The organism is Streptomyces sp. NPDC034099 (assembly GCF_055575415.1).
The window spans coordinates 101,088-123,405 of record NZ_JBVISR010000004.1 but is presented as its reverse complement, the minus strand read 5'-3'; the positions used below and the strand labels follow the sequence as shown (position 1 = coordinate 123,405).

Annotated in this window: 21 protein-coding genes and 1 tRNA gene; 14 read left to right on the top strand and 8 right to left on the bottom strand. The window is 74.0% G+C overall.

Annotated features, from left to right (window positions below; all coding sequences use genetic code 11):
• Positions 1–99: 99 nt before the first annotated feature.
• The 8 genes from topA (at position 100) to ACZ56V_RS12850 (ending at position 13,262) form a co-directional block, all read left to right on the top strand.
• Positions 100–2,940, top strand: a complete 2,841-nt coding sequence (gene topA / locus ACZ56V_RS12885) for a type I DNA topoisomerase (protein ID WP_467379015.1) — start codon at positions 100–102, stop codon at positions 2,938–2,940.
• A 156-nt stretch (positions 2,941–3,096) separates the two neighbouring features.
• Positions 3,097–6,369, top strand: a complete 3,273-nt coding sequence (gene tmk, locus ACZ56V_RS12880) for a dTMP kinase (protein ID WP_468941816.1) — start codon at positions 3,097–3,099, stop codon at positions 6,367–6,369.
• A gap of 141 nt (positions 6,370–6,510) precedes the next feature.
• Entirely contained in the window at positions 6,511–7,716 is a 1,206-nt protein-coding gene (locus tag ACZ56V_RS12875; protein WP_356363217.1) for a DNA polymerase III subunit delta', read from the top strand.
• Positions 7,717–7,830: 114 nt separating this feature from the next.
• Complete coding sequence (locus tag ACZ56V_RS12870; protein WP_468941812.1) at positions 7,831–9,450, top strand: alpha/beta hydrolase; 1,620 nt, start codon at positions 7,831–7,833, stop codon at positions 9,448–9,450.
• Positions 9,451–9,563: 113 nt separating this feature from the next.
• A tRNA-Thr gene (locus ACZ56V_RS12865) sits at positions 9,564–9,640 on the top strand.
• A 198-nt stretch (positions 9,641–9,838) separates the two neighbouring features.
• On the top strand, positions 9,839–11,053 hold the full coding sequence (locus ACZ56V_RS12860; protein ID WP_468941809.1) for a Clp protease N-terminal domain-containing protein: 1,215 nt from the start codon (positions 9,839–9,841) through the stop codon (positions 11,051–11,053).
• Positions 11,054–11,087: 34 nt separating this feature from the next.
• The gene (locus tag ACZ56V_RS12855) at positions 11,088–12,578 is read left to right on the top strand and encodes a sensor histidine kinase (RefSeq protein WP_467379019.1); all 1,491 of its coding nucleotides are present in this window, start codon (positions 11,088–11,090) and stop codon (positions 12,576–12,578) included.
• A gap of 30 nt (positions 12,579–12,608) precedes the next feature.
• Positions 12,609–13,262: a response regulator gene (locus ACZ56V_RS12850; protein WP_468941806.1), complete on the top strand. Its 654-nt coding sequence runs from the start codon at positions 12,609–12,611 to the stop codon at positions 13,260–13,262.
• A gap of 77 nt (positions 13,263–13,339) precedes the next feature.
• Here ACZ56V_RS12850 and ACZ56V_RS12845 read toward each other — a convergent pair whose 3' ends face one another.
• The 3 genes from ACZ56V_RS12845 to ACZ56V_RS12835 form a co-directional block, all read right to left on the bottom strand.
• On the bottom strand, positions 13,340–15,058 hold the full coding sequence (locus ACZ56V_RS12845) for a bifunctional 3'-5' exonuclease/DNA polymerase (protein WP_398911732.1): 1,719 nt from the start codon (positions 15,056–15,058) through the stop codon (positions 13,340–13,342).
• 63 nt (positions 15,059–15,121) lie between these two features.
• Positions 15,122–15,895, bottom strand: coding sequence for a Clp protease N-terminal domain-containing protein (locus ACZ56V_RS12840; protein ID WP_398911733.1), 774 nt, complete (start codon positions 15,893–15,895; stop codon positions 15,122–15,124).
• A 68-nt stretch (positions 15,896–15,963) separates the two neighbouring features.
• Positions 15,964–16,596, bottom strand: a complete 633-nt coding sequence (locus ACZ56V_RS12835; protein WP_467379020.1) for a LysE family translocator — start codon at positions 16,594–16,596, stop codon at positions 15,964–15,966.
• 85 nt (positions 16,597–16,681) lie between these two features.
• Here ACZ56V_RS12835 and ACZ56V_RS12830 point away from each other — a divergent pair, with 85 nt between their 5' ends.
• Positions 16,682–17,836: a DUF2786 domain-containing protein gene (locus tag ACZ56V_RS12830; RefSeq protein WP_468941801.1), complete on the top strand. Its 1,155-nt coding sequence runs from the start codon at positions 16,682–16,684 to the stop codon at positions 17,834–17,836.
• Positions 17,837–17,888: 52 nt separating this feature from the next.
• Here the strand turns inward: ACZ56V_RS12830 and ACZ56V_RS12825 are convergent, their stop codons facing one another.
• Genes ACZ56V_RS12825 through rpmB form a run of 4 tightly spaced genes read right to left on the bottom strand, consistent with a single transcriptional unit; the run spans position 17,889 to position 19,214 of the window.
• Positions 17,889–18,395 (bottom strand): hypothetical protein, encoded by a 507-nt coding sequence (locus ACZ56V_RS12825; RefSeq protein ID WP_467379022.1) that lies wholly within the window; start codon positions 18,393–18,395, stop codon positions 17,889–17,891.
• Between the two features lie 46 nt (positions 18,396–18,441).
• Entirely contained in the window at positions 18,442–18,615 is a 174-nt protein-coding gene (locus ACZ56V_RS12820; RefSeq protein WP_467379023.1) for a hypothetical protein, read from the bottom strand.
• A 57-nt stretch (positions 18,616–18,672) separates the two neighbouring features.
• Positions 18,673–18,978, bottom strand: coding sequence for a 30S ribosomal protein S14 (gene rpsN, locus ACZ56V_RS12815; RefSeq protein WP_468941796.1), 306 nt, complete (start codon positions 18,976–18,978; stop codon positions 18,673–18,675).
• Positions 18,978–19,214 carry a 50S ribosomal protein L28 gene (gene rpmB / locus ACZ56V_RS12810; protein WP_398911740.1) on the bottom strand — a complete coding sequence of 79 codons (237 nt, stop codon included), beginning with the start codon at positions 19,212–19,214 and terminating at the stop codon, positions 18,978–18,980. Before rpmB ends, rpsN begins: the two co-directional genes overlap by 1 nt.
• Positions 19,215–19,286: 72 nt before the next feature.
• Between rpmB and rpmG the strand changes: the two genes are divergently transcribed.
• The 5 genes from rpmG (at position 19,287) to ACZ56V_RS12785 (ending at position 21,704) form a co-directional block, all read left to right on the top strand.
• A complete protein-coding gene (rpmG, locus tag ACZ56V_RS12805) occupies positions 19,287–19,451 on the top strand; it encodes a 50S ribosomal protein L33 (RefSeq protein ID WP_059301677.1) in 165 nt (54 codons plus the stop codon).
• Positions 19,452–19,457: 6 nt separating this feature from the next.
• Complete coding sequence (locus tag ACZ56V_RS12800; RefSeq protein ID WP_365611128.1) at positions 19,458–19,712, top strand: type B 50S ribosomal protein L31; 255 nt, start codon at positions 19,458–19,460, stop codon at positions 19,710–19,712.
• Positions 19,709–20,899, top strand: coding sequence for a CobW family GTP-binding protein (locus ACZ56V_RS12795; RefSeq protein ID WP_468941791.1), 1,191 nt, complete (start codon positions 19,709–19,711; stop codon positions 20,897–20,899). The genes ACZ56V_RS12800 and ACZ56V_RS12795 overlap by 4 nt, the downstream gene beginning before the upstream one ends.
• Before the next feature lie 54 nt (positions 20,900–20,953).
• Entirely contained in the window at positions 20,954–21,139 is a 186-nt protein-coding gene (rpsR, locus tag ACZ56V_RS12790; RefSeq protein ID WP_468942658.1) for a 30S ribosomal protein S18, read from the top strand.
• A gap of 346 nt (positions 21,140–21,485) precedes the next feature.
• A complete protein-coding gene (locus tag ACZ56V_RS12785; protein WP_174855328.1) occupies positions 21,486–21,704 on the top strand; it encodes a DUF397 domain-containing protein in 219 nt (72 codons plus the stop codon).
• Between the two features lie 30 nt (positions 21,705–21,734).
• Here ACZ56V_RS12785 and ACZ56V_RS12780 read toward each other — a convergent pair whose 3' ends face one another.
• On the bottom strand, positions 21,735–22,220 hold the full coding sequence (locus ACZ56V_RS12780; RefSeq protein WP_468941788.1) for an ATP-binding protein: 486 nt from the start codon (positions 22,218–22,220) through the stop codon (positions 21,735–21,737).
• Between the last annotated feature and the right edge of the window lie 98 nt (positions 22,221–22,318).

Genomic DNA, 22,318 nt, shown 5'->3' with positions numbered 1-22,318 from the left:
TACCGTCACACTCCGCAGCGTCACGATCGAAACACAGAACGACCCGACCCGGGACCACGCCCTGGGAAGGCCCAGCGTCGACCGGAGAGAAGAGCGAAGTTGTCCCCGACCAGCGAGACCGCGAAGGGCGGCCGACGACTCGTCATCGTCGAGTCGCCCGCCAAGGCGAAGACGATCAAGGGCTATCTCGGCCCTGGCTACGTCGTCGAGGCGAGCGTCGGGCACATCCGCGACCTTCCCAGCGGCGCGGCGGAGGTACCGGAGAAGTACACCGGCGAGGTCCGCCGCCTCGGCGTGGACGTCGAACACGACTTCCAGCCCATCTATGTGGTCAACGCCGACAAGAAGTCCCAGGTCAAGAAGCTCAAGGACCTGCTGAAGGACTCCGACGAACTCTTCCTCGCCACCGATGAGGACCGCGAGGGCGAGGCCATCGCCTGGCACCTCCAGGAAGTCCTCAAGCCGAAGATCCCGGTCAAGCGCATGGTGTTCCACGAGATCACCAAGGACGCGATCCGCGCCGCCGTCGCCAACCCGCGCGAGCTGAACCAGAAGCTCGTCGACGCCCAGGAGACCCGCCGCATCCTCGACCGCCTCTACGGCTACGAGGTCTCGCCGGTCCTGTGGAAGAAGGTCATGCCGCGCCTGTCGGCCGGCCGTGTCCAGTCCGTCGCCACCCGGCTCGTCGTCGAGCGGGAACGCGAGCGCATGGCGTTCCGCTCCGCCGAGTACTGGGACCTCACCGGCACCTTCGCCACCGGCCGCGCGGGAGACGCCTCCGACCCGTCGTCGCTGGTCGCCCGCCTCCAGACGGTCGACGGACGGCGTGTCGCGCAGGGCCGCGACTTCGACTCCCTGGGGCAGATCAAGAGCGCGAACACCCTCCACCTCGACGAGGCGAACGCCCGCGCGCTCGCCGCCGCGCTGGAGAACACCCGGTTCGCGGTCCGCTCCGTCGAGTCCAAGCCGTACCGCCGCTCGCCGTACGCCCCGTTCCGTACGACGACGCTCCAGCAGGAGGCCTCGCGCAAGCTCGGCTTCGGGGCGAAGTCGACCATGCAGGTGGCCCAGAAACTGTACGAGAACGGCTACATCACCTACATGCGTACGGACTCCACGACCCTGAGCGACACGGCGGTCTCCGCCGCCCGCGCCCAGGTGACGCAGCTGTACGGCGCCGACTACCTGCCGCCCCAGCCGCGCACGTACGCCGGCAAGGTCAAGAACGCGCAGGAGGCGCACGAGGCGATCCGCCCCTCAGGCGACCGCTTCCGCACGCCCGCCGAGACCGGTCTGACCGGCGACCAGTTCAAGCTGTACGAGCTGATCTGGAAGCGGACCGTCGCCTCCCAGATGAAGGACGCGACCGGAAACAGCGTCACGGTGAAGATCGGCGGCGCCGCCTCCGACGGCCGGGACGTCGAGTTCAGCGCCTCCGGCAAGACCATCACCTTCCACGGCTTCCTCAAGGCGTACGTCGAGGGCGCCGACGACCCGAACGCCGAGCTGGACGACCGCGAGCGCCGCCTGCCCCAGGTCGCCGAGGGCGACGCGCTGACGGCCGAGGAGATCACGGTCGACGGCCACGCCACCAAGCCCCCGGCCCGCTACACCGAGGCGTCGCTGGTCAAGGAGCTGGAAGAGCGCGAGATCGGCCGCCCGTCGACGTACGCGTCGATCATCGGCACCATCCTGGACCGCGGCTACGTCTTCAAGAAGGGCACGGCCCTCGTCCCGTCCTTCCTCTCCTTCGCCGTGGTCAACCTCCTGGAGAAGCACTTCGGGCGGCTCGTCGACTACGACTTCACCGCCAGGATGGAGGACGACCTCGACCGCATCGCGCGCGGCGAGGCCCAGGCCGTGCCGTGGCTGCGGCGCTTCTACTTCGGCGCGGGCGACGGCGCGGGCGGCGGCGCGGCCGACGCGGGCAACGGCGACGGGGACCACCTCGGCGGCCTCAAGGAACTGGTCACCGACCTCGGCGCGATCGACGCCCGCGAGGTGTCCTCCTTCCCCGTCGGCAACGACATCGTGCTGCGCGTCGGGCGCTACGGCCCCTACGTCGAGCGCGGCGAGAAGGACTCCGAGAACCACCAGCGTGCCGACGTGCCCGAGGACCTGGCCCCCGACGAGCTGTCCGTGGAGCTGGCGGAGGAGCTGCTGGCCAAGCCGAGCGGCGACTTCGAGCTGGGCACCGACCCGGCCACCGGCCACGCCATCGTCGCCAAGGACGGCCGCTACGGCCCGTACGTCACCGAGGTGCTCCCCGAGGGCACTCCGAAGACCGGCAAGAACGCCGTGAAGCCGCGCACCGCCTCACTGTTCAAGTCGATGTCGCTGGACACGGTGACCCTCGACGACGCCCTGAGGCTCATGTCGCTGCCGCGGGTCGTCGGCACCGACGCGGAGGGCGTGGAGATCACCGCGCAGAACGGCCGCTACGGCCCGTACCTGAAGAAGGGCACGGACTCGCGGTCCCTCCAGACCGAGGAGCAGCTCTTCGACATCACGCTGGAGGAGGCGCTGGCGATCTACGCCCAGCCCAAGCAGCGTGGCAGGGCCGCGGCCAAGCCGCCGCTGAAGGAGCTGGGCACCGACCCGGTCAGCGAGAAGCCCGTCGTCGTCAAGGACGGCCGCTTCGGTCCGTACGTCACCGACGGCGAGACCAACGCGACGCTGCGCTCCGGCGACAGCGTCGAGGAGATCACGCCCGAGCGCGGCTACGAGCTGCTGGCCGAGAAGCGCGCCAAGGGGCCCGCCAAGAAGACGGCGAAGAAGGCCGTGAAGAAGACGGCCGCCAAGAAGGCCCCGGCCAAGAAGGCGGCGACGACCAAGAAGACGGCCGCCGCGAAGACCACGGCGGCCAAGAAGACCGCCGCCAAGAGCACGGCGAAGACGGCGGCCAAGAAGACGGCCGCGTCGAAGGCGTCCGAGGGCTGAGTCCGGCTCAGAAATCCGCGAACCGCCGTGCGGCGCCCCTTCCGCGCCGCGCACGCTCTTCGCAAAACGAACGCCCCGGCATCATTTCGGTGTCGGGGCGTGCGTACGTCCGGCCGCGCCCACCGGACTGTCGGCGGCGACCGATAGGCTGAACGCATGACGCGAGCCGAGCAGCCAACGGCCCCTCACTCCGCCCCGGACGACGCCCTGGTCGCGGACTCCCGCGAGCGCGCCGTCCGCGCCTTGCTGCGCCGTCCGCAGCTGAGGCGTTTGTGGAGCGCACAGCTCGTGGGGGGTGTCGGCGACATCCTCGCCCTGCTGGTGCTGGTCCTCCTCGCCGTCCAGGCCGCGATCGGCGCGGGCTCGTTCGGCGGGGGTTACCGGGGCGTGGCGTTCGCAGTGGCGACCGTCTTCGGCGTCCGCATCCTGGCGACGCTGCTCTTCGGCGCGGTGCTGCTCGGGCCCCTGACCTCACTCACCTCGCAGGACGGGCCGCTCGACCGGCGCTGGACCATGGTCGGCGCCGACGGGCTGCGGGCCGCGCTGCTGATCGTCGCGCCGCTGTGGATCGACTGGACGCCCGACGACGCGCTCGCCGTCCTCCTGGTGACCGTCTTCGTCACCGGCGTCGCCGAGCGCTTCTGGACGGTGTGCCGGGAGAGCGCGGCCCCGGCGCTGCTGCCCGCCCCGCCCCTGGAGGGCGCCACGGTACGGCCGCTGCCGGACCACATGGACGCGCTGCGCCGCCTGTCGCTGCGCACGAGCTTCGTGGCGATCCCCCTCGCGGCCGTCGTACTGGTCGTCGCGGGGCTCCTGAACAACCTCCTGGGCGCCGGCGTCGACTGGTTCGCCGAGCACCAGGCGGCGCTCGGCTCGTACGTCGCGGCCGGGCTGTTCGCCGCGTCCCTGTCCGTGCTGAGCTTCCTGGAGCTGCCCGCGGTGCGCACCCCGCGCGCGCGGTCGCCGCTGGAGGGCCTGCGCCGCCCCAAGAGCGGCAGCGTCGTCGACAAGGGCCGCACCGGAGTGCTCCCGCTGCTGGTGTCCGCCTGCGCCGCGGTCGCCTCGGTGGTGGCCGCCACGGTCGCCGTGGCGGTGCTGCACGCCAAGGATCTGGGCGGCGGCCCCGTGCTGTACGGCCTGACGGTGGGCGCGCTGACCGGCGGCGTCGTCGTCGGCATCCGCACCGCCCCCGCCCTGCTGCCCTCCCTGTCCCGCCGGCGGCTGCTCGCCCTGGCCATCGCCTTCGCCGGCGTCACCCTGCTGGCCTCCGGGCTCGTCCCGGACGACACCACCGTGCTGCTGCTCCTCGTGCTGGCCGGGGTCGGCGCGGGCGTGGCCGCGAACACCGGGCACGCGCTGCTCGACCAGGAGACCGAGGACCACCGCAGGGCACGGACCACCGAGCACCTGCACGCGGTCGTCCGGGTCGGCGTGGCGCTCGGCGCGGTCGTCGGGCCGGTCGTGGCCGCGGCGATCGGACCGCACCGGCTGGAGAACGGCAAGTTCGTCTTCGCCCACGGCGGCGCCGCGTTCGTCCTGATGCTGCTCGGCGCCCTGCTGCTGCCGCTGGCCGCGCTGGTCCTGGCCAAGGTCGACGACCGCTCCGGCGTGCCGCTGCGGCACGACCTGCGGGACGCGCTGCTCGGCGGCGACGACCCGGTGCCGACGCCCGCCGCGACCGGTTTCTTCATCGCCCTGGAGGGCGGCGACGGCGCCGGCAAGTCCACCCAGGCCGAGGCCCTCGCCGAGTGGATCCGCGGCAAGGGGCACGAGGTCGTGCTCACCCGCGAGCCCGGGGCCACCCCGGTCGGCAAGCGCCTGCGCTCCATCCTGCTGGACGTCTCCAGCGCCGGACTCTCGCACCGCGCGGAGGCGCTGCTGTACGCCGCCGACCGCGCGGAGCACGTCGACACCGTGGTCCGGCCCGCCCTGGAGCGCGGTGCCGTGGTCATCTCCGACCGCTACATCGACTCCTCGGTCGCCTACCAGGGCGCCGGACGCGACCTGTCGCCGACCGAGATCGCCCGTATCAACCGCTGGGCCACCAACGGGCTCGTGCCGCACCTGACCGTCCTGCTGGACGTGTCGCCGGAGGCCGCGCGCGAGCGGTTCACCGAGGCGCCGGACCGGCTGGAGTCGGAGCCCGCCGAGTTCCACGCGCGCGTGCGCTCCGGTTTCCTCACCCTGGCCGCCGCCGACCCCGGGCGCTACCTCGTCGTGGACGCCGGCCAGGAGCCGGAGGCCGTCGGCACCGCCGTACGCCACCGGCTCGACCAGGTGCTGCCGCTGTCCGAGGCCGAGATCAAGGCCCAGGAGGAGGCGCGTCGCAAGGCCGAGGAGGAAGCCCGCCGCAAGGCCGAGGAGGAGGCCGCCCGCAAGGCCGAGGAGGAGCGCCTGGAGCGCGAGCGCCTCGCGGAGGAGGCGCGGGTGCGCGCCGAGGAGGAGGAGCGCAAGCGGCGCGAGCTGGAGGAGGCACAGCGGCGCGAGGCCGAGCGGCAGGCCGAGGAGGCCCGGCGGCGGGCCGAGGAAGCACGCCGCAAGGCCGAGGAGGAGCGGGCCCGGCTCCTCGCGGAGGAGAAGGCGCGCGCCGAGGAGGAGGCACGGCTGCGGGCCGAGGAGGAGCGGCGCCGCAAGCAGGCCGAGGAGGAGGAGCGGCTGCGCGCCGAGGCCGAGGCCAGGCGCCTGGAGAAGCAGCGCAAGGCCGAGGAGGCCCTGCTGCGGGCCGAGGAGGCGCGCCGGGCGGCGGAGCAGGCGGCGGCCGCGGCCGCGGCCGGCCCCAAGTCCGCCGCCCCCGAGGCGGCGGACGCACCCCACCGGAAGCCGGCCGCCTCCACCCCCACCGACGCGGTGACGGTGCCGACCCCGATCGTGACCCCGACCAACGCCTCCGGCGGACCGGTGGAGGACACGGCGGTACTGCGTCCGGTGCGGGACACGCCCGACGACGCGGCCGACGAGGCGAAGGGCGGCGGCCGGGCGTCCGGCGAGTCCGAGTCCGAGGTGACGACCGAGCTGCCCATGCCGCCGGTGCCGTCCCGCGCGGTGGACGAGACGGCGGTGCTTCCGGCGGTGGAGCCGCGGGACGCCGAGGAGACGGCGGTCCTGCCGCCCGTGCCGCCGCCGGGAGCCGCCGACGAGACGGCCGTCCTGCCGCCCGTACGCGGGGACGACCCCGCCGACCGGGTCCCGCCGGGCTACTTCCGCGAGGAGGACCCGGCCGAGGACGCCCAGGACCGTACGCGCGAGCTGCCCCAGATCGACCCCGACCAGGCACCGCCGTCCCGCAGGCGCCGCTCCGACTGGGCCGAGGAGACCCCGCTGGACGACCTGCCGACGCTGGCGGACGAGCTGCTGGGACCGCACGACGAGGGCGAGGACGGCCGCGACGACGACGGCCGCGGCCCGGGCAGGGGACGGGGACGACGCTGAGCACCGGGACCGCCCGGGGCGGTGTGTGCCCCGGCGGTCCCGCCTCGTTGTCAGTGCCGCCCCGCACAATGGAGGTCGCGACGGGATCAGCGCGGCCGCTCGGTGCGGTCGGCCCGGTGTGACGGAAGGACGGCGTGACCCATGACCGTATGGGACGACCTCGTCGGGCAGGAGAAGGTGTGCGAGCCGCTCGCCGCCGCTGCCCGGGACGCCGACGCCTTCGTCACCGCCGCCGCGGCCGCGGGCCCGCTGCCGCAGGCGACGAGCATGACGCACGCCTGGCTGTTCACGGGCCCGCCCGGCTCCGGCGTGGCACAGACGGCCCGGGCGTTCGCCGCCGCGCTGCAGTGCGTGAGCCCCGACCGCGCCCTCGGCGGCGTCCCCGGCTGCGGCTTCTGCGACGGATGCCACACGGCGCTGGTCGGCACCCACGCGGACGTCAGCACCGTGGTCGCCATGGGCGCCGAGATCCGCGCCCAGGACATGCGGGACACCGTCCGCAAGTCGTTCACCTCACCCGCGAACGGCCGCTGGCAGATCATCCTCGTCGAGGAGGCCGAGCGGCTGAACGAGAAGTCGGCCAACGCCGTCCTGAAGGCCGTGGAGGAACCGGCGCCGCGGACGGTCTGGCTGCTGTGCGCCCCCTCCGTCGAGGACGTCCTGCCCACGATCCGCTCCCGCTGCCGCCACCTGAACCTGCGCACGCCGTCGGTCGAGGCCGTCGCCGACATGCTCGTACGGCGCGAGGGCATCGAACCGGACGTCGCCGCCGCGGCGGCCCGCGCCACCCAGGGACACATCGACCGAGCCCGCCGCCTGGCCACCGACAAGGCGGCACGGGACCGCCGGGCCGCCGTGCTGAAGCTGCCGCTGCGGGTCGAGGACGTCGGCGGCGCCCTCAAGGCGGCCCAGGAGCTGGTCGACGCCGCGGCGGAGGACGCCAAGCAGCTCGCCGAGGAGATGGACGCCAAGGAGACCGAGGAGCTGAAGGCGGCGCTGGGCGCGGCCCAGGGCGGCCGGCTCCCGCGCGGCACGGCCGGCGTGATCAAGGACCTGGAGGCCGACCAGAAACGCCGCAAGGCGCGCACCCAGCGCAACAGCCTCGATCTCGCCCTGAGCGAGCTGACCGGCTTCTACCGCGACGTCCTGGCGCTCCAGCTCGGCTCCCGCGTGGCGATCGCCAACGCCGACGCGGAGGACGCCCTGGAGCGGCTTGCCCGCGGCAGCACACCCGAGTCCACCCTGCGCCGCATCGAGGCGGTCGCCGCCTGCGGGGAGGCCCTCGACCGCAACGTGCCCCCGCTGCTGGCCGTGGAGGCGATGACGATGGCGCTCCGATCGGGCTGAGCGCGCGCCCCTCCAAGACCGTGCCGGGGCCGCACCCGGTTGACGCGGTAACACGTACGGGGCACGCAAACCACGTACCGCAATGATGTCGTCGCGGAGAGTTACGCTCGCTGGATGCACACAAGGCGCACTCATCGCAGGACCCGCACCGGCAGCACCCGTTTCCGAACGGCGCTGCTCGCCGCCGCGCTGCTCGCCACCGCCTGCTCGGCCGGGGGCGCGTCGACGTCCGCCGGCTCCCCCGCGGCACGGGCGGTGGGCGCGACGGAGGCGGCCACGGCGACCCTGGCCCCCCTGCCGAAGACCACGCCCGCCGAGCTGTCGCCGTACTACGAGCAGAAGCTCGGCTGGCGCGACTGCGGTGTCCCCGGCTTCCAGTGCGCCACCATGAAGGCCCCGCTCGACTACGCCGAGCCGGCCGAGGGCGACGTCCGGCTCGCGGTGGCCCGCAAGAAGGCCACGGGGCCGGGCAAGCGGCTCGGCTCGCTGCTGGTGAACCCGGGCGGACCGGGCGGCTCGGCGATCGGCTACCTCCAGCAGTACGCGGGCATCGGCTACCCGGCGAAGGTCCGCGCCCAGTACGACATGGTGGCCGTCGACCCGCGGGGCGTGGCCCGCAGTGAGCCCGTCGAGTGCCTCGACGGCCGCGAGATGGACGCGTACACGCAGACCGACGTCACCCCGGACGACGCGGGCGAGACGGACGAGCTGGTCGACGCCTACAAGGGGTTCGCCGAGGGCTGCGGAGCCGACGCGCCGAAGTTGCTGCGCCACGTCTCGACGGTCGAGGCGGCGCGCGACATGGACGTCCTGCGTGCGGTGCTGGGCGACGAGAAGCTGACCTACGTCGGAGCGTCGTACGGCACGTTCCTGGGCGCGACCTATGCCGGCCTGTACCCGGACCGGGCGGGCCGCCTGGTCCTGGACGGCGCGATGGACCCCTCCCTGCCCGCCCGCCGCCTGAACCTGGAGCAGACGGAGGGCTTCGAGACCGCGTTCCGGTCCTTCGCGAAGGACTGCGTGCGGCAGCCGGACTGCCCCCTCGGCGGCAAGGACCCCACCCCCGGCCAGGTCGGCAAGAACCTGAAGTCCTTCTTCGACGACCTGGACGCGAAACCTCTCCCCGCCGGAGACGCCGACGGCCGCAGGCTCACCGAGTCCCTCGCCACCACCGGCGTGATCGCGGCGATGTACGACGAGGGCGCCTGGCAGCAGCTGCGCGAGTCGCTGACCTCGGCGATGAAGGAGAAGGACGGCGCCGGCCTGCTGGTCCTGTCCGACAGCTACTACGAGCGCGAGGCCGACGGCGGCTACAGCAACCTGATGTTCGCCAACGCCGCCGTGAACTGCCTCGACCTCCCGGCCGCCTTCTCCTCCCCGGACGAGGTGCGCGACGCGCTCCCCGAGTTCGAGAAGGCTTCCCCGGTCTTCGGCGAGGGCCTCGCCTGGTCCTCCCTGAACTGCGCGTACTGGCCCGTGAAGCCCACGGGGGAGCCGCACCGCATCGTGGCGGCCGGCGCCACCCCGATCGTGGTCGTCGGCACCACCCGCGACCCGGCCACCCCGTACCGCTGGGCCGAGGCCCTGTCCGACCAGCTCTCCTCCGGCCACCTCCTCACCTACGAGGGCGACGGCCACACCGCCTACGGCCGCGGCAGCACCTGCATCGACTCGGCGATCAACACCTACCTGCTGCGCGGCACCGCCCCGGAGGACGGCAAGCGCTGCTCGTAGGCCCCACTCGCCCCGCCTGCCCCGGAGCCCACGCCTCCGGGGCGGGTTCGGAGCACCCCGGGAAACTGTGTAGACTTACCGTCGTTGCTGATCGCACCATGGGTGCACGGCGCGCCGCCTTAGCTCAGATGGCCAGAGCAACGCACTCGTAATGCGTAGGTCTCGGGTTCGAATCCCGAAGGCGGCTCCAGTATCGAGACCCGTAGGTCGGACATCCGGCCTGCGGGTCTTCTGCGTTCTCCTCCGCGCCTCGCGGTGCTCCTCGTGCTGTCCGGGCGGGCCGATCGGACCGGGAGTCTGGCCGGTCGGCAGGCGCGGGTGCCGGGCGGGAGTGCCTAGCGTCGTCCGGGCAGGCGGGGCGGACCGCCGCGTAGTGAGGAGGCGTTCGATGGGGCAGCGAGGGACGACGGTGGACCTGGCCGGGCTCGGGGTGACCACGGAGTTCGAGCCGGACGTCATGGAGGTGCTCGTCGCGACGGTGCGCCGGGCGGTTCGGAGCGAGCTGGCGTGCGTGGGGACGGACACCCTGCTGGAACAGCTGGTGATGGAGGACTCGGAGGCGGGGGCGGCGATCGCCCCGGGGATGCGGCAGTCCGGCGGGCTCAGTGGCTTCATACAGGCCCGGGCGGGCCGGGGCTGGGTCAGCGAGGACGAGGCGCACGGCGGACCGGGGGCGGAGGCCGACGAGGCCGAGGTCGATGCCGCCTGGCGCGAGGCGTGGTGGCGGTTCGGGCTGGGATCGCGCGAGACGGCGCGGGAGGGGATCCCGGCCGGGCCGCCCGCGATGAGCGGGGGGATGCGGAGCTGTCTGCTGCACGCGCTGGCGTCCGCGCGTGCCGAGGGGACGGTCTCCGTGCGCGGCCGGCACGTGGCCAGGGCGCTGCTCGAGCTGCCGGACAGCAGGGCGCGGGAGGCGCTGCTGCTCCGGCGGCTGGACACGGCCGAGGCGGTGACCCGGCTGGACCGGCTGGACGCCGAGGCCGCGGGGTCGGACGACGCGAGCGAGCGGCCGGAGTCGTACGGCGTGCTGCTGCTGCGCCGGGCGGGGACGGTGGGCCGGAGCGGCAACCGGCTGTCCCGCGCGTTCACTTCGTGGACCGCGCAGTCCGGGCTGAACGGTTCACCGGTGCTGTTCGCCGTGAACGTCGAGGCCGGGCGCCAGGCGGTGCGGTGCGGGCGGGACGTGGCGGAACCGGTGGATCTGCTGCTGGGGGTGCTGGCCCTGGACCGGGCGTTGGCCGTGGCGGGGCGTTCGCTTCCGGAGGGTCTGGCGGAGGCCAATGCCGCCCCGGCGGTCCTGCGCCGGCACGGAGTGCGGCAGGTCTCCCTCGTCGCTTCGGCCGTCGCTTCGGCCGTCGCTCCGGTTGCGGCGGTGTCGGCCGGCGGTGCCGGGGAGGGGGAGCGGGCGCGGCTGTCCGCCGCTGCCGAACGCGCCGTCGCTGTCGCCCGGCTGCGGGCGGCCGAGCGGGAGTCGCCCACCGTCGGCACCGTCCATCTGCTGTCCGCGCTGCTCGACGACGCCCACGTGGCGGAGCTGCTGGCCGCCGAGCAGGCCGACCTCGCCGCGTTGCGGGCGGAGCTGGACGGTCTGCCGGGTGCGTGAGAGCCGGGACGGCCGGGCGGATAGCGTTCCGGGGGTGCGGGTGCGTAGCGGTGGTCAGGAGTACGGCGGCACGGGCGCGCCCCGGCCGTCCGTACGGGTGCGGCGGGCGTTGGCCCGTGTGCCGCACCGGGTGCGGCGGGAGGCGGTCGCCGGATGGGCCGCGGCGCGTGGTGCCGAACGACGTACGGTCGTCGTCGAGGGGCTGCTCTGTCTCCTCACGGCCTCCTTCGGGCTGGTGCCGCTGTTGCTGGTGGTCCCCGCGCGGCCGGGGCTTGCCGTGCTGGAGGCCGTGTGGGCGGTGCTGCTCGTCGCGGTGCGCCGTGGCCGGCCGGTCGCCGCGGTGCTGGGCGCCTCCGTGCTGGTCGTGGGGGTCAACGTGTGGACGGTGGCGGTGGCGCCGCTCGTCGTGATGTCCGCGACCCGGCGCATCGCACCGACGCGACGGGCGTGGCAGGTCGTCGGGGCGGCCTCGGCCGTGGTCGGGGTGCTGACCGTCGTCACCGCCCCGTTCCGGACCGAGCGCCTCGCGTTCCAAGTGGTGGGCAACGCGGTCTCCTTGGTGCTGCTCCTGGTGCTTCCCGCCCTGGCCGGGACGCTGCTCGGGCAACGGCGGCCGCTGGTCAGCCTGTTGCGGGAACGCAACGCCTATCTGGAGCGGGCCCGCGCCCTGACCGCCGAGGCGGCGCGGACGGAGGAACGCAACCGGATCGCGGGCGAGATGCACGACCTCCTGGGGCACCGGCTGAGCCTCATCTCCGTGCACGCGGGGGCGCTCGAGCTGGCGGCCGCACGGCAGGCGCCGGCCCTCGCCGGGCAGACCGAGCTGCTGCGCACGACCGCCGGTACGGCGATGGAGGAACTGCGCGAGATCCTGGGCGTCCTGCGCCACGCCGAGCTGGCCGGTCCGGGGGACGACCGGTCCGGGGACGGGCGGGGGACTCGGGAGGACATCGCCGCGCTGGTGGACGAGTCCCGGCGGACCGGCAGCGCCGTCGAGCTGGACTGGTCCGTCCCCGAGGGGGAGGAGCTGGGGCCGCGGACGCGGCAGGCCATTCACCGGGTGGTCCGCGAGGGACTGACCAACGTGCTGAAGCACGCCTCCGGCGCGCCCACCCGGGTGCAGGTCAGGAGCGTCGGCGGCGGGATCGAGGTGTCCGTCACCAACGCCCCGCCGCCCGTGGCCGGACCCTCCCGCGGGGGCACGCACAGCGGACTGGCCGGCTGCGAGGAGCGGGTCGGGCTGCTCGGCGGCACGTTCGAGGCGGGCGCCCTGGTGAACGGCGGCTTCCGCGTCGTCGCCCGGCTGCCCGCCGCTGGGCGATCGGCCGCCGGTCCCTCGTCCCCCGGCCGGCCGACTGCCCCTCACCCGCTCGTCCGCCCCGGGCCGGGAGGGGCCCGCGCCCCGCTGCCGGACGAGATCCTGACCTGGCCGCGGGTCCTCGGTTCGGGCTGCGCCGCGCTGGTCGTGGTGCTGCCCACCGTGGGTTTCCTCGTCGTCCTGCTGGTGCTGGCGGTCCTGGGATGAGCTGAGGGCGGGCAGTCCTAGGATGAGCCGATGATCCGAGTCCTGGTCGCCGACGACGAGGCGCTGATGCGCGCCGGAATCCGGCTCATCCTGGAGAACGCCGACGACATCGAGGTGGTCGCCGAGGCGGGCGACGGCAGGGAAGCCGCCGCGGCCTGTCGCGACCAGGACGTCGACGTCGCCCTGGTCGACGTCCAGATGCCGGTGCGCGACGGTATCGCCGCGGCCGAGGACATCTCCCGTCTCTCGCCCCGCACCTGTGTCGTGATGCTGACCGCCTTCGGGCAGGACGCGCACGTGACGCGGGCCCTGCGGGCCGGGGCGAGCGGCTTCCTCCTCAAGGACACCGGCCCCGCCGACCTGATCCGCGCCGTCCAGCTCGCCGCCAGGGGCGAGCCGGTGCTGGCCCCCCGGATCACCCGGCAGCTGCTGGAGCGGCATGTGCGGTCCGGCCGGGACACCGAGGCCGCGCTGCGCCGGATCGACGGACTGGCCCCGGCCGAACGCGATGTGCTGCGGCTGCTCGGCACCGGTCTGTCCAACGGGGAGATCGCCGACCGGCTGTATCTGAGCGCCGGTACGGTCAAGGCGCACATCAGCCGCATCCTCACCCGCACCGGCTGCGCCAACCGCGTCCAGGCCGCCGTCCTCGCCCACGACGCCGGGCTGCTCGAAGAGCCGTAGGTCACCGCGCGTCCGCCTGACCCTCGCTCACCTCGACTCCGTCTGACCCCCCTCACCTCGACTCCGCCTGCCCCCGCTCACTTCGCGTCCGCGTAGCACTCCACCACCGCCGTCGTGAATGGGAACCGCACCGGCGTCGGCCCGAACGTCAGCCGTCCCGCCAGCTCCGCCGCGTCCCGGATCGCCGCGACGACGGTGTCGGCCTCCTCCTCGGGACAGTGCACGATCACCTCGTCGTGCTGGAAGAAGACCAGCTCGGCCGCCATGTCCGCGCAGGTCCGGCGCAGCGCGGCGAGCAGCAGCAGGGCCCAGTCGGCGGCGCTGCCCTGGACGACGAAGTTACGGGCGAAGCGCCCCCGCGCGCGGGCGTTGGAGGACGCGTACCCCGGCACCCACTCCTGCGGACGCTCCCCCGAGCCGGAGGCGTCGGAGGAATCGGAGGTGCCGGAGGGGTCGTCCTGCGGCAGGCCCGCCTCCTCCGTGCCGTCGGCCGCGCCGGCCGCGGGTGGGCAGGTGCGGCCCAGCCAGGTGCGCACGAGCCGCCCCTCCTCGCCCGCGCGAGCCGCGTCGTCGACGTACGCCACCGCGCGGGGGAAGCGGCGTCTGAGTGCCGCCAGGTTCTTCAGGCCGTCGCCGGAGGTCTGGCCGTAGACCGCGCCGAGCACGGCGAGCTTGGCCTGGGCGCGGTCGCCGGAGAAGGCGCGGTCGGAGACGGACTGGTAGAGGTCGGTCTCGCGCCCCGCCACCTCCATCAGACCGGGGTCGCGGGAGATCGCCGCCAGCACGCGCGGCTCCATCTGGTCGGCGTCGGCGACGACCAGCCGCCAGCCCGGGTCGGCGACGACGGCCCGCCGGATCACCTTGGGGATCTGCAGCCCGCCCCCGCCGTTGGTGACCCAGCGCCCGGTGACGGTGCCGCCGGCCAGGAACTCGGGGCGGAACCGCCCGTCGCGCACCCAGTCCTGGAGCCAGGACCAGCCGTGGGCGACCCAGACGCGGTACAGCTTCTTGTACTCGATCAGCGGCTTCACGGCCGGGTGGTCCAGCGACTCCAGCTCCCAGCGGCGGGTGGAGGCGACCTTCACGCCCGCCTGCCCGAACGCCTTGACCACGTCCGCGGGCAGATCGGGCCGCACCCGGCGGCCGAACGCCGCCGACACCTCCTCGGCCAGCTCGGCCAGGCGGCGCGGCTCGCCCCCGCCCGCATACCTCTCGCCCAGCAGATCGTGCAGGACCTGGCGGTGCACGTCGGCCCGCCAGGGCAGCCCCGCGCGGTTCATCTCGGCGGCCACCAGCATCCCCGCCGACTCGGCGGCCGTCAGCAGCCGCAGCCGGTCGGGGTGCGCCGAGCGGTCGTGGCGGCGCTGCTGCTCGGCGTAGACGGCGAGCAGGTCGGACAGGGGGAGGCGGACGGCCTGGGGCTCGAACAGCGGGGACTGCGCGCCCGGCTCGGCGGAGCGCTGCGGCGGGTCGGGCGGTACGGGGCCGCCGTGCAGCCGGGCCAGGGCGGCCGCGGCCGAGCGCGGCTCCCCGTACCGCCCCTCGTGGCCGAGCAGGAGGGTCTCGGCGGCCTCCACGTCGTAGCACCGCTCCACTCGCACCCCCGCGGCGAGCAGGCGCGGCGCGATCTCGGCGGTGGACCGCCACACCCAGCGCGTGACGTCCGGCCTGGCCCGTACGGCCTCGGCGAGGTCGGGCTCCCGCCGCACCGGTCCGGCGGGCAGCCCGTCGGGGCCGAGGGCGGCGACCTCCACGCCACCGTCCTCGGCCACCGCGAGCGCCCACCTCTCGGCCATGTCGCGAGTGTCGCAGGCGGGACTGACAACGCCCTCGTGACGGACGCCCTCGCGACGACGGCCTCAGCCCGCTTCGGACGTGGGTCCGGTCTCCCCGGCCGCGCCGGTCTCCTCCTCGGTGGCCTGCGTGAACTGCGCCAGCGCGGCGACGACGAAGCGCTCGGTGGCCTCCTTGCCGAGGCCGAGCCCGCTGAGCACGCCCTCGCCGTGCTCGTGCTCCAGCAGGGCGAGCAGGATGTGCTCCGTGCCGATGTAGTTGTGCCCCAGACGCAGGGCCTCGCGGAAGGTGAGTTCGAGGACCTTCTTGGCCGCGGGGCCGTAGGGCACCAGCTCCGGGACCTCCGCGGCGGCCGGCGGGAGTGCGGCGGTCGCCGCCTCGCGGATCGCGTCCAGGGTCACGCCCTGCGCGGCGATCGCCTTGGCGGAGAGGCTCTCGCGCTCGGTGATCAGGCCGAGGACGAGGTGTTCGGGCAGGCCCTCGGCGTTGCCGGCGTCCTTGGCCGCGTTGTGGGCGGCCATCACGGCGTTGCGCGCGCGGGTCGTGTAGCGGCTGAAACCCTGGCTCGCGTCCAGGTCGGCCGACTCCTTGGGCACGAAGCGCTTCTGCGCCGCCTGCCGGGTGACGCCCATGCTCTTGCCGATGTCCGTCCAGGACGCGCCCGAACGCCGGGCCTGGTCCACGAAGTGGCCGATGAGGTGGTCGGCCACCTCTCCGAGGTGCTCCCCGGCGATGACGGCGTCCTGGAGCTGCTCCAGGGGCTCCGGGTGCACCTTCTTGATCGCGGTGATGAGTTCGTCGAGGCGTACGGATGACGTGATGCTCGGGTTCGTCGTCATGCGTCAACCGTAGGTTGCACCTCCATGACTGTCAACTAATGGTTGACAGTCGGTCGGAGAGCTCCCGGTCACTTCGGTGACGCCACCACCAGACGCACCGCCAGCCCCGTGAACACCGTCCCGGAGACGATGTTGAGCCAGCGGTTCACCCGGGCGCTGCGCCTGAGGAGACTCGCCAGCCGCCCCGAGAGCAGCCCGACGAAGCCGTCCCACAGGAAGCCCATCACCACCAGTGTTCCGCCGAGCACCAGCAACTGGCCGGGGACGTGCCCGAGCGAGGGGTCGACGAACTGCGGCAGGAACGCCACGTTGAAGAGGATCACCTTGGGGTTGAGCAGGTTGGTGATCGCGCCCTGCCAGAAGGCCCGCCGCATCCCCGCGCCCCCCGGCGCCGCGTCGCCCTCGCCCGGTACCGACCGGTCCCGGAAGGCCTTCACCGCCAGGTACAGCAGATAGGCCGCGCCCGCCCAGCGCAGCACGTGGTACAGCGTGGGCAGCGTCGTGAAGAGGGCCGACAGCCCGAGGGCCGCGGCGACGGCGTGCACGAGCATCGCGCAGGCCACCCCGAACGCGGCCATCACACCGGCCGTGGGACCGCCCCGCCCGCCCATCGCCACGATGAACATCATGTCGGGGCCCGGCGTGACGCACAGGGCGAAGGCGGCGACCAGGAACGCAGTGTAGAGAGTTGTGTCCACCATCGGGTCATGGTCGGCCCCGGCGGGTGCGGACCCGGCCGGATTCCGCGGAGTGAGACGGGTCCGGCGGCCGTGGCACCATCGCCGGGTGAGTACGCCCCGCACCGTCGACCGTGCCTTCGAGACCGCCCTGTACGACACCGCCGACGCCGCCCTCGACAGCGCCGCCTCGCTGCTCGCGGCCGATCCGGCGGCGGACGCGGAACTGGCCCGGCGCGGCGAGGAGTTCGTGGCCGCGGCCTGGCGGCGCGGCTGGCAGCCCGCCGACCTCGTACGGATCGTGCGACGCGAACTGGACGACGCGCACGTACGGCTGGTGGCCGCGCTGATCCGCGCCCAGGCGCCGCACGACCGTCCGCGCGGTCACCGCTGGGCCGCGCAGCTCGACGACCTGCCGGACGCGGACGACACGGCGCCGCCCCGCACCGACCGCTTCTCGCACGCCACAGCCGTACTGGAGCTGTACCGCCTGCTGGTGCGGCTGCCCGGCCTGGAGCCCCTGGAGGCGGGGGAGGCGCCGCAGCGGGACCGGGAGCACCGGCCGGAGTCCCGTGCCCTCGCCCGCATCCGCGCGCTGCTCGCCAAGGCGGAGGCGACCGGGTATCCCGAGGAGGCGGAGGCGCTGAGCGCGAAGGCGCAGGAGCTGATGGCCCGGCACAGCGTCGACGAGGCGCTGCTGGCCGCGCACGCGCCCTCGCCCGACACTCCGGGCGCCTGCCGGATCGGGGTGGAGCCGCCCTACGAGCAGGCCAAGGCGGTGCTGCTGGACGCGGTGGCCGACGCCAACCACTGCGGGGCGGTGTGGAACGAGCCCTTCGGCTTCTCCACCGTCGTCGGTTTCGAGGCCGACCTGGAGGCGGTGGAACTCCTCTACACCTCCCTGCTGGTGCAGGCCGAGGCCGCGATGACGAAGGCGGAGGCCGGGCAGCGGGCCGGCGGGCGCAGGCGCACCAAGACCTTCCGGCAGTCGTTCCTCGCCGCCTACGCCCACCGCGCGGGCACCAGGCTGCGGGCCGCGGCGGAAGCGGCCACGGGGGCGGCCACGGACGCGGCGGCGGACGCGGACCTGCTGCCGGTGCTCGCCTCCCGCGAGGTCGCGGTCACCGACCGCATGGAGCGCATGTTCCCGGAGACGACCACGACCCGGCTGCGCGGCGCCGCGGACGCGGCCGGCTGGACGGAGGGCACCCGGGCGGCCGACGCGGCCCGGGTCGGCCGCCACCGGCCACTGAGACGGGGCTGAGGCGAGACCGGCGCCGACCGTCCGGCCCTGCTTCCCGCTCCCCGCTCCTCGCTCAGGAACCGATGCCGTTGGTCGGCAGGCCCGGCGGCAGGGAACCGCCCTCCGACTTGGTGTACGTCTCCTCGCCGAGGCCGCCCTCCCAGGCCACCGTGAGCGAAGTGGCGTCGACCGCAGCGACCTTGCCGGTCGACCGGTCGTCGCTGCCGCCGGTGCACTTGAGGCGGATCGTCCGGGTGCCGGAGGTCTCCTCGGTCGTACCGCTGCACACGGTCCCGCCGGTGGCGAACAGGGCCGCCTTGTCGCCGGTGACCATCAGGGCGACGGCCTGGCCGTCGGTGGTCGCCAGCCAGCTGCCCTCCAGCTCGCCCGCGGCACCGGAGGACGGCGATCCGCCCGCGGTGCCGCCCGGGTCCGTGCTCGCGGACGCGCCGGGCGCCGCCGAGGACGTGTCGCCGCCGCCCGAGCCGCTCGCCGAGCCGTCGCCGGAGCCCCCGTCGTCGGTGCACGCGGTCAACGCCAGCGCGCCCGCCAGCCCGAGACCCAGCGCCACGGCCCGCACGGACCGGCGCGCCCGACGGCCCGGGCCTCCGCCGCGCGGGACGCCCTTACGCGGCACGATCGCCGTAGCCGCCGTAGCCGCCGTAGCCGCCGTAGCCGCCGTAGCCGCCGTAACCGCCGTATGCGTCCCGCCCGCCGCGTTCGCCGTACCCGCGGCCCGCGCGGTGCGTGCCGCGGTCTCCGTGTCCTCCGTGCTCGCCGTGTTCCCCGCAGTCACCCACGTCACCGGAAGCTCCAAGCTGTAGCCGGACGGCCCTTCGGCCCCGAACAGCCGCAAGCTACCAGGAGGACTTGCGCACCCCGGGAAGATGCCCGGCATGCGCCTGCTCGCGCAGATTCACCCGGGAGAGCCCGAAGACCCGGAAGTATCCGCGCGGGCGCCCGTCCACCTGATCGCGGTTGCGCACCCGCGTGGGGCTCGCGTCGCGCGGCTGCCGGCGCAGTTCCCGCTGGGCGGCGAGCCGCTCGGCCTCCGTCGACGAGGGCCGGCGGACGATCTCCTTCAGCTCGGCCCGCCGCGCGGCGTGGCGGGCGACGACCGCCCGTCGCTGCTCGTTCTTCGCGATCTTGCTCTTCTTCGCCATCAGACCCTCACTCCCCGGGCACGGACGCGCGCCACGGCCGCCTCGACGCCGATCGAGTCGACCGTCCTGATCCCCTTCGTGCTCAGCCGCAGCCGCACGTGCCGGTTCTCGCTCGGCAGCCAGTAGCGCCTGGTCTGGATGTTGGGGTCGAAGCGGCGCGAGGTGCGCCGGTGGGAGTGGGAGACGCGGTTGCCGAAACCGGGCTCGGCCCCGGTCAGCATGCAGTGGGCGGACACGGTGACGTACCTCTCCTCCGGACCGGACGGGCCCTAGCTGTTAATGGAATTCATTTTCAGTAAGATAGCAGCATGGCACGCAACGAACTCCGTCCGGTCATCAAGCTCCGGTCCACCGCCGGGACCGGCTACACCTACGTGACCCGCAAGAACCGCCGCAACGACCCGGACCGGCTGGTCCTGCGCAAGTACGACCCGACGGCCGGCCGCCACGTCGACTTCCGAGAGGAGCGCTGAGACGCCGTGCGCAAGGGAATCCACCCCGAGTACCGCCCCGTCGTCTTCCGCGACCGGGCCGCGAACTACGCCTTCCTCACCCGCTCGACCATGACGAGCGAGCGCACCGTCGAGTGGGAGGACGGCCACACCTACCCCGTCGTCGACGTCGAGGTCTCGCACGTCAGCCACCCCTTCTACACCGGCACCGCCCGCGTTCTGGACACCGCCGGACGCGTGGAGCGCTTCGAGCGCCGGTACGGGAAGCAGGACGGGGCATGAGCGGGCCGGGCCGCTTCCCCGAACCGCCGGTGGTGATCGTCGGCGGGCTGCACGCCGACGCGCGCAGGGCGGCCGTGGCCCGGCTGCTCGCGGACGTGCCCGGCAGCGTCGTCCTCCACCACGACCTGGCGACAGCCACCGCGGGCACGGTCGTACGGACCGTGCGGGACGCCACCGGCCTGCGCTCCGCCGGTGAGGCGCCGCTGGTCAACGACTGCGCGTGCTGCGCCCTGCGCGAGGACCTCGTGCCCGAGCTGGTCCGGCTCGCCGAGGCCGGGGGCACCCCGCTGGCGGTCGTCGAGCTGTGGGACTCCGTCGAGCCCAAGGCGATGGCGGAGGTGGTGACGGCCGGCGGCTTCACCGTCACCGGCGTGATCACCGCGGTCGACCCCGCCCTGGTGCTGCCGTACCTCGGCAACGGCGACGACCTCGCCGAGGGCGGCCTCGCCGCGGCGGCCACCGACCGGCGCACCGTCGCCGACACCTTCGCGCGACAGCTGGAGTACGCCTCCGTCCTCGCCCTCGCCGAGTCCCTCCCCGGCTCGCCGGAGGCCGACGAGGAGGACCACGAGCTGCTGGCGCAGCTGCACCCGACGGCCCGCCGGGTCCCGATCGGCCACGGGAACCCGGCGGGCGCATCACCCACCGCCTCCGAGCTGGCGCGGGCCGCCCTCGCCGGGTTCGACGTGGAGGCCGCGGCCGCGGCCCAGCACCCGGCCTGTGCCCTGCTGCCCGCGGAGGCCGACGCGCACGGCGTCGCCACCCTGGTCTGGCACCGCCGCCGCCCCTTCCACCCGGAGCGGCTGTACGCGGCACTGGAGGACCTGACCTGCGCCGCGGCCCGCAGCCGGGGGCGCTTCTGGCTCGCCGGGAAGGGGGACACGCTGCTGCACTGGGACGCCGCGGGCGGTGCCCTGTGCGTGGAGAGCGCGGGACCCTGGCTCGCCTCGCTCCCCGACGCCGCCTGGGAACTGGTGCCGCCCGTGCGCCGCGCCGCCGCCGCGCTCGACTGGCACCCCGAGCACGGCGACCGCTGCCAGCACCTGGTCTTCACCTCCCCCGGCCTCGACCGCGACGGCCTGGAACGGCTCCTGGAGTCCTGCCTGCTGACCGACGCCGAGTACGCCGCTGGGCAGGCCGCCTGGGACCGGCTGCCACCCGCCTTCGACACCCTCCTGGAGGTCTGACCGCATGCCCCGACCCCGTAAGGACGCCCGCCCGCCCGGCAACGGCCCAACCCGCTGGACCGGGCGGGAGTGACGTACGTCGACTACAAGGACACCGCACTGCTGCGCACGTTCCTCTCCGACCGCGGCAAGATCCGCAGCCGCCGGGTCACCCGCGTGACGGCCCAGCAGCAGCGGCAGCTGGCCAGGGCGATCAAGAACGCACGCGAGATGGCGCTGCTGCCGTACGCCGCGCGCTGACCCGCCCGCCGTACCTCGCGCACCGATGACGACACCGGGGCCCACCCGTGACGAACGCGTCGAGTGGGCCCCGGTGTTGTCGCAAGTTGTTGCATATTCTTCGAATTCGGGGGCACATGCGGGAACGACTTCCCGGGTCCCGGCGTCGTAGAGGGCAGGGCTCGGTAAAGCGGTCGTCAAAGCTGTAACCGCGGGAACACCGCGCGTGCACGTGCATTTGCTCATGCATCTGCACGTGAACAGGGTTATGATCCGGATCAGTTGACCACTGCATCAATGGCCACATCAGCCAGTGCACACCGGGGAGCGACCTGTGAACCACGACGTGTACGACGTGTACAACGGCATGGCCGCCACGCAGTTGCACGACGCGGCCTGGCAGAAGAGCCGGCGCAGCAACTCGCAGGGATCGTGCGTGGAGTTCGCGCGCCTGCCCGACGGCGCGGTGGCGGTGCGCAACTCCCGCTTCCCCGACGGTCCCGCGCTCGTCTACACGCGTGCCGAGATCGAGGCCATGCTGCTCGGCATCAAGGACGGCGAGTTCGACCACCTGATCGCGAGCTGATCCCGGCCCGCCCGGCCGACCGGGCGGCGCCTAGACGCGGAACAGTGCCCAGACCACCTTGCCGTTGAGGGTTCCGGCGAGCGGGTGCCAGCCCCAGCTGTCGCTGAAGGAGTCGACGAGGAACAGGCCGCGGCCCGACTCCGCCGAGAAGTCATCCGTCTCACGGGCCACCGGGCTGTCGTGGCTGGGGTCGCGCACCGCGCACACCAGCCGCTCGGTCCAGCGCATCAGGTGCAGCCGTACCGGACCGTGCCGCTCGTCGTGGCGCGGGGTGTCCGCGGGCAGCGCGTGGCGCAGGGCGTTGGTGACGAGTTCCGAGACCACCAGGCAGACGTCGTCGAAGCGGTCGCCGGTGTCCCAGCCCTCGAGCGTTCTGCGGGTGAACCGCCGGGCCTCGCGCACCGCTTCGAAACGGGGTGGCAGGGCGCAGGAGGCGGCGTTGGACACGGTTGCGGGATCGAGTGGCGGAAGGCCCTGCCGTAACGGCTCGAGCATGGTCGATCCATTCGTCCCCATGCGAGGCACTCCCGGGAGTTCGCGGTCGTAGCGATGCGGCGCGGTGGTGCGGGGACCATGGTTTCGGATGCGTACCTCAGATGCAAGGGCAGATGCAC

Bases quoted from the DNA above. Each gene is read 5' to 3' on its own strand.
- rpsN (WP_468941796.1), bottom strand. From the start codon at position 18,978: ATGGCGAAGAAGAGCAAGATCGCGAAGAACGAGCAGCGACGGGCGGTC.
- ACZ56V_RS12875 (WP_356363217.1), top strand. From the start codon at position 6,511: ATGACCGTATGGGACGACCTCGTCGGGCAGGAGAAGGTGTGCGAGCCG.
- tmk (WP_468941816.1), top strand. From the start codon at position 3,097: ATGACGCGAGCCGAGCAGCCAACGGCCCCTCACTCCGCCCCGGACGAC.
- ACZ56V_RS12795 (WP_468941791.1), top strand. From the start codon at position 19,709: ATGAGCGGGCCGGGCCGCTTCCCCGAACCGCCGGTGGTGATCGTCGGC.
- rpmG (WP_059301677.1), top strand. From the start codon at position 19,287: ATGGCACGCAACGAACTCCGTCCGGTCATCAAGCTCCGGTCCACCGCC.
- ACZ56V_RS12780 (WP_468941788.1), bottom strand. From the start codon at position 22,220: ATGGGGACGAATGGATCGACCATGCTCGAGCCGTTACGGCAGGGCCTT.
- ACZ56V_RS12785 (WP_174855328.1), top strand. From the start codon at position 21,486: ATGGCCGCCACGCAGTTGCACGACGCGGCCTGGCAGAAGAGCCGGCGC.
- ACZ56V_RS12835 (WP_467379020.1), bottom strand. From the start codon at position 16,596: ATGGTGGACACAACTCTCTACACTGCGTTCCTGGTCGCCGCCTTCGCC.
- ACZ56V_RS12870 (WP_468941812.1), top strand. From the start codon at position 7,831: ATGCACACAAGGCGCACTCATCGCAGGACCCGCACCGGCAGCACCCGT.
- ACZ56V_RS12850 (WP_468941806.1), top strand. From the start codon at position 12,609: ATGATCCGAGTCCTGGTCGCCGACGACGAGGCGCTGATGCGCGCCGGA.
- ACZ56V_RS12840 (WP_398911733.1), bottom strand. From the start codon at position 15,895: ATGACGACGAACCCGAGCATCACGTCATCCGTACGCCTCGACGAACTC.
- ACZ56V_RS12845 (WP_398911732.1), bottom strand. From the start codon at position 15,058: ATGGCCGAGAGGTGGGCGCTCGCGGTGGCCGAGGACGGTGGCGTGGAG.
- ACZ56V_RS12860 (WP_468941809.1), top strand. From the start codon at position 9,839: ATGGGGCAGCGAGGGACGACGGTGGACCTGGCCGGGCTCGGGGTGACC.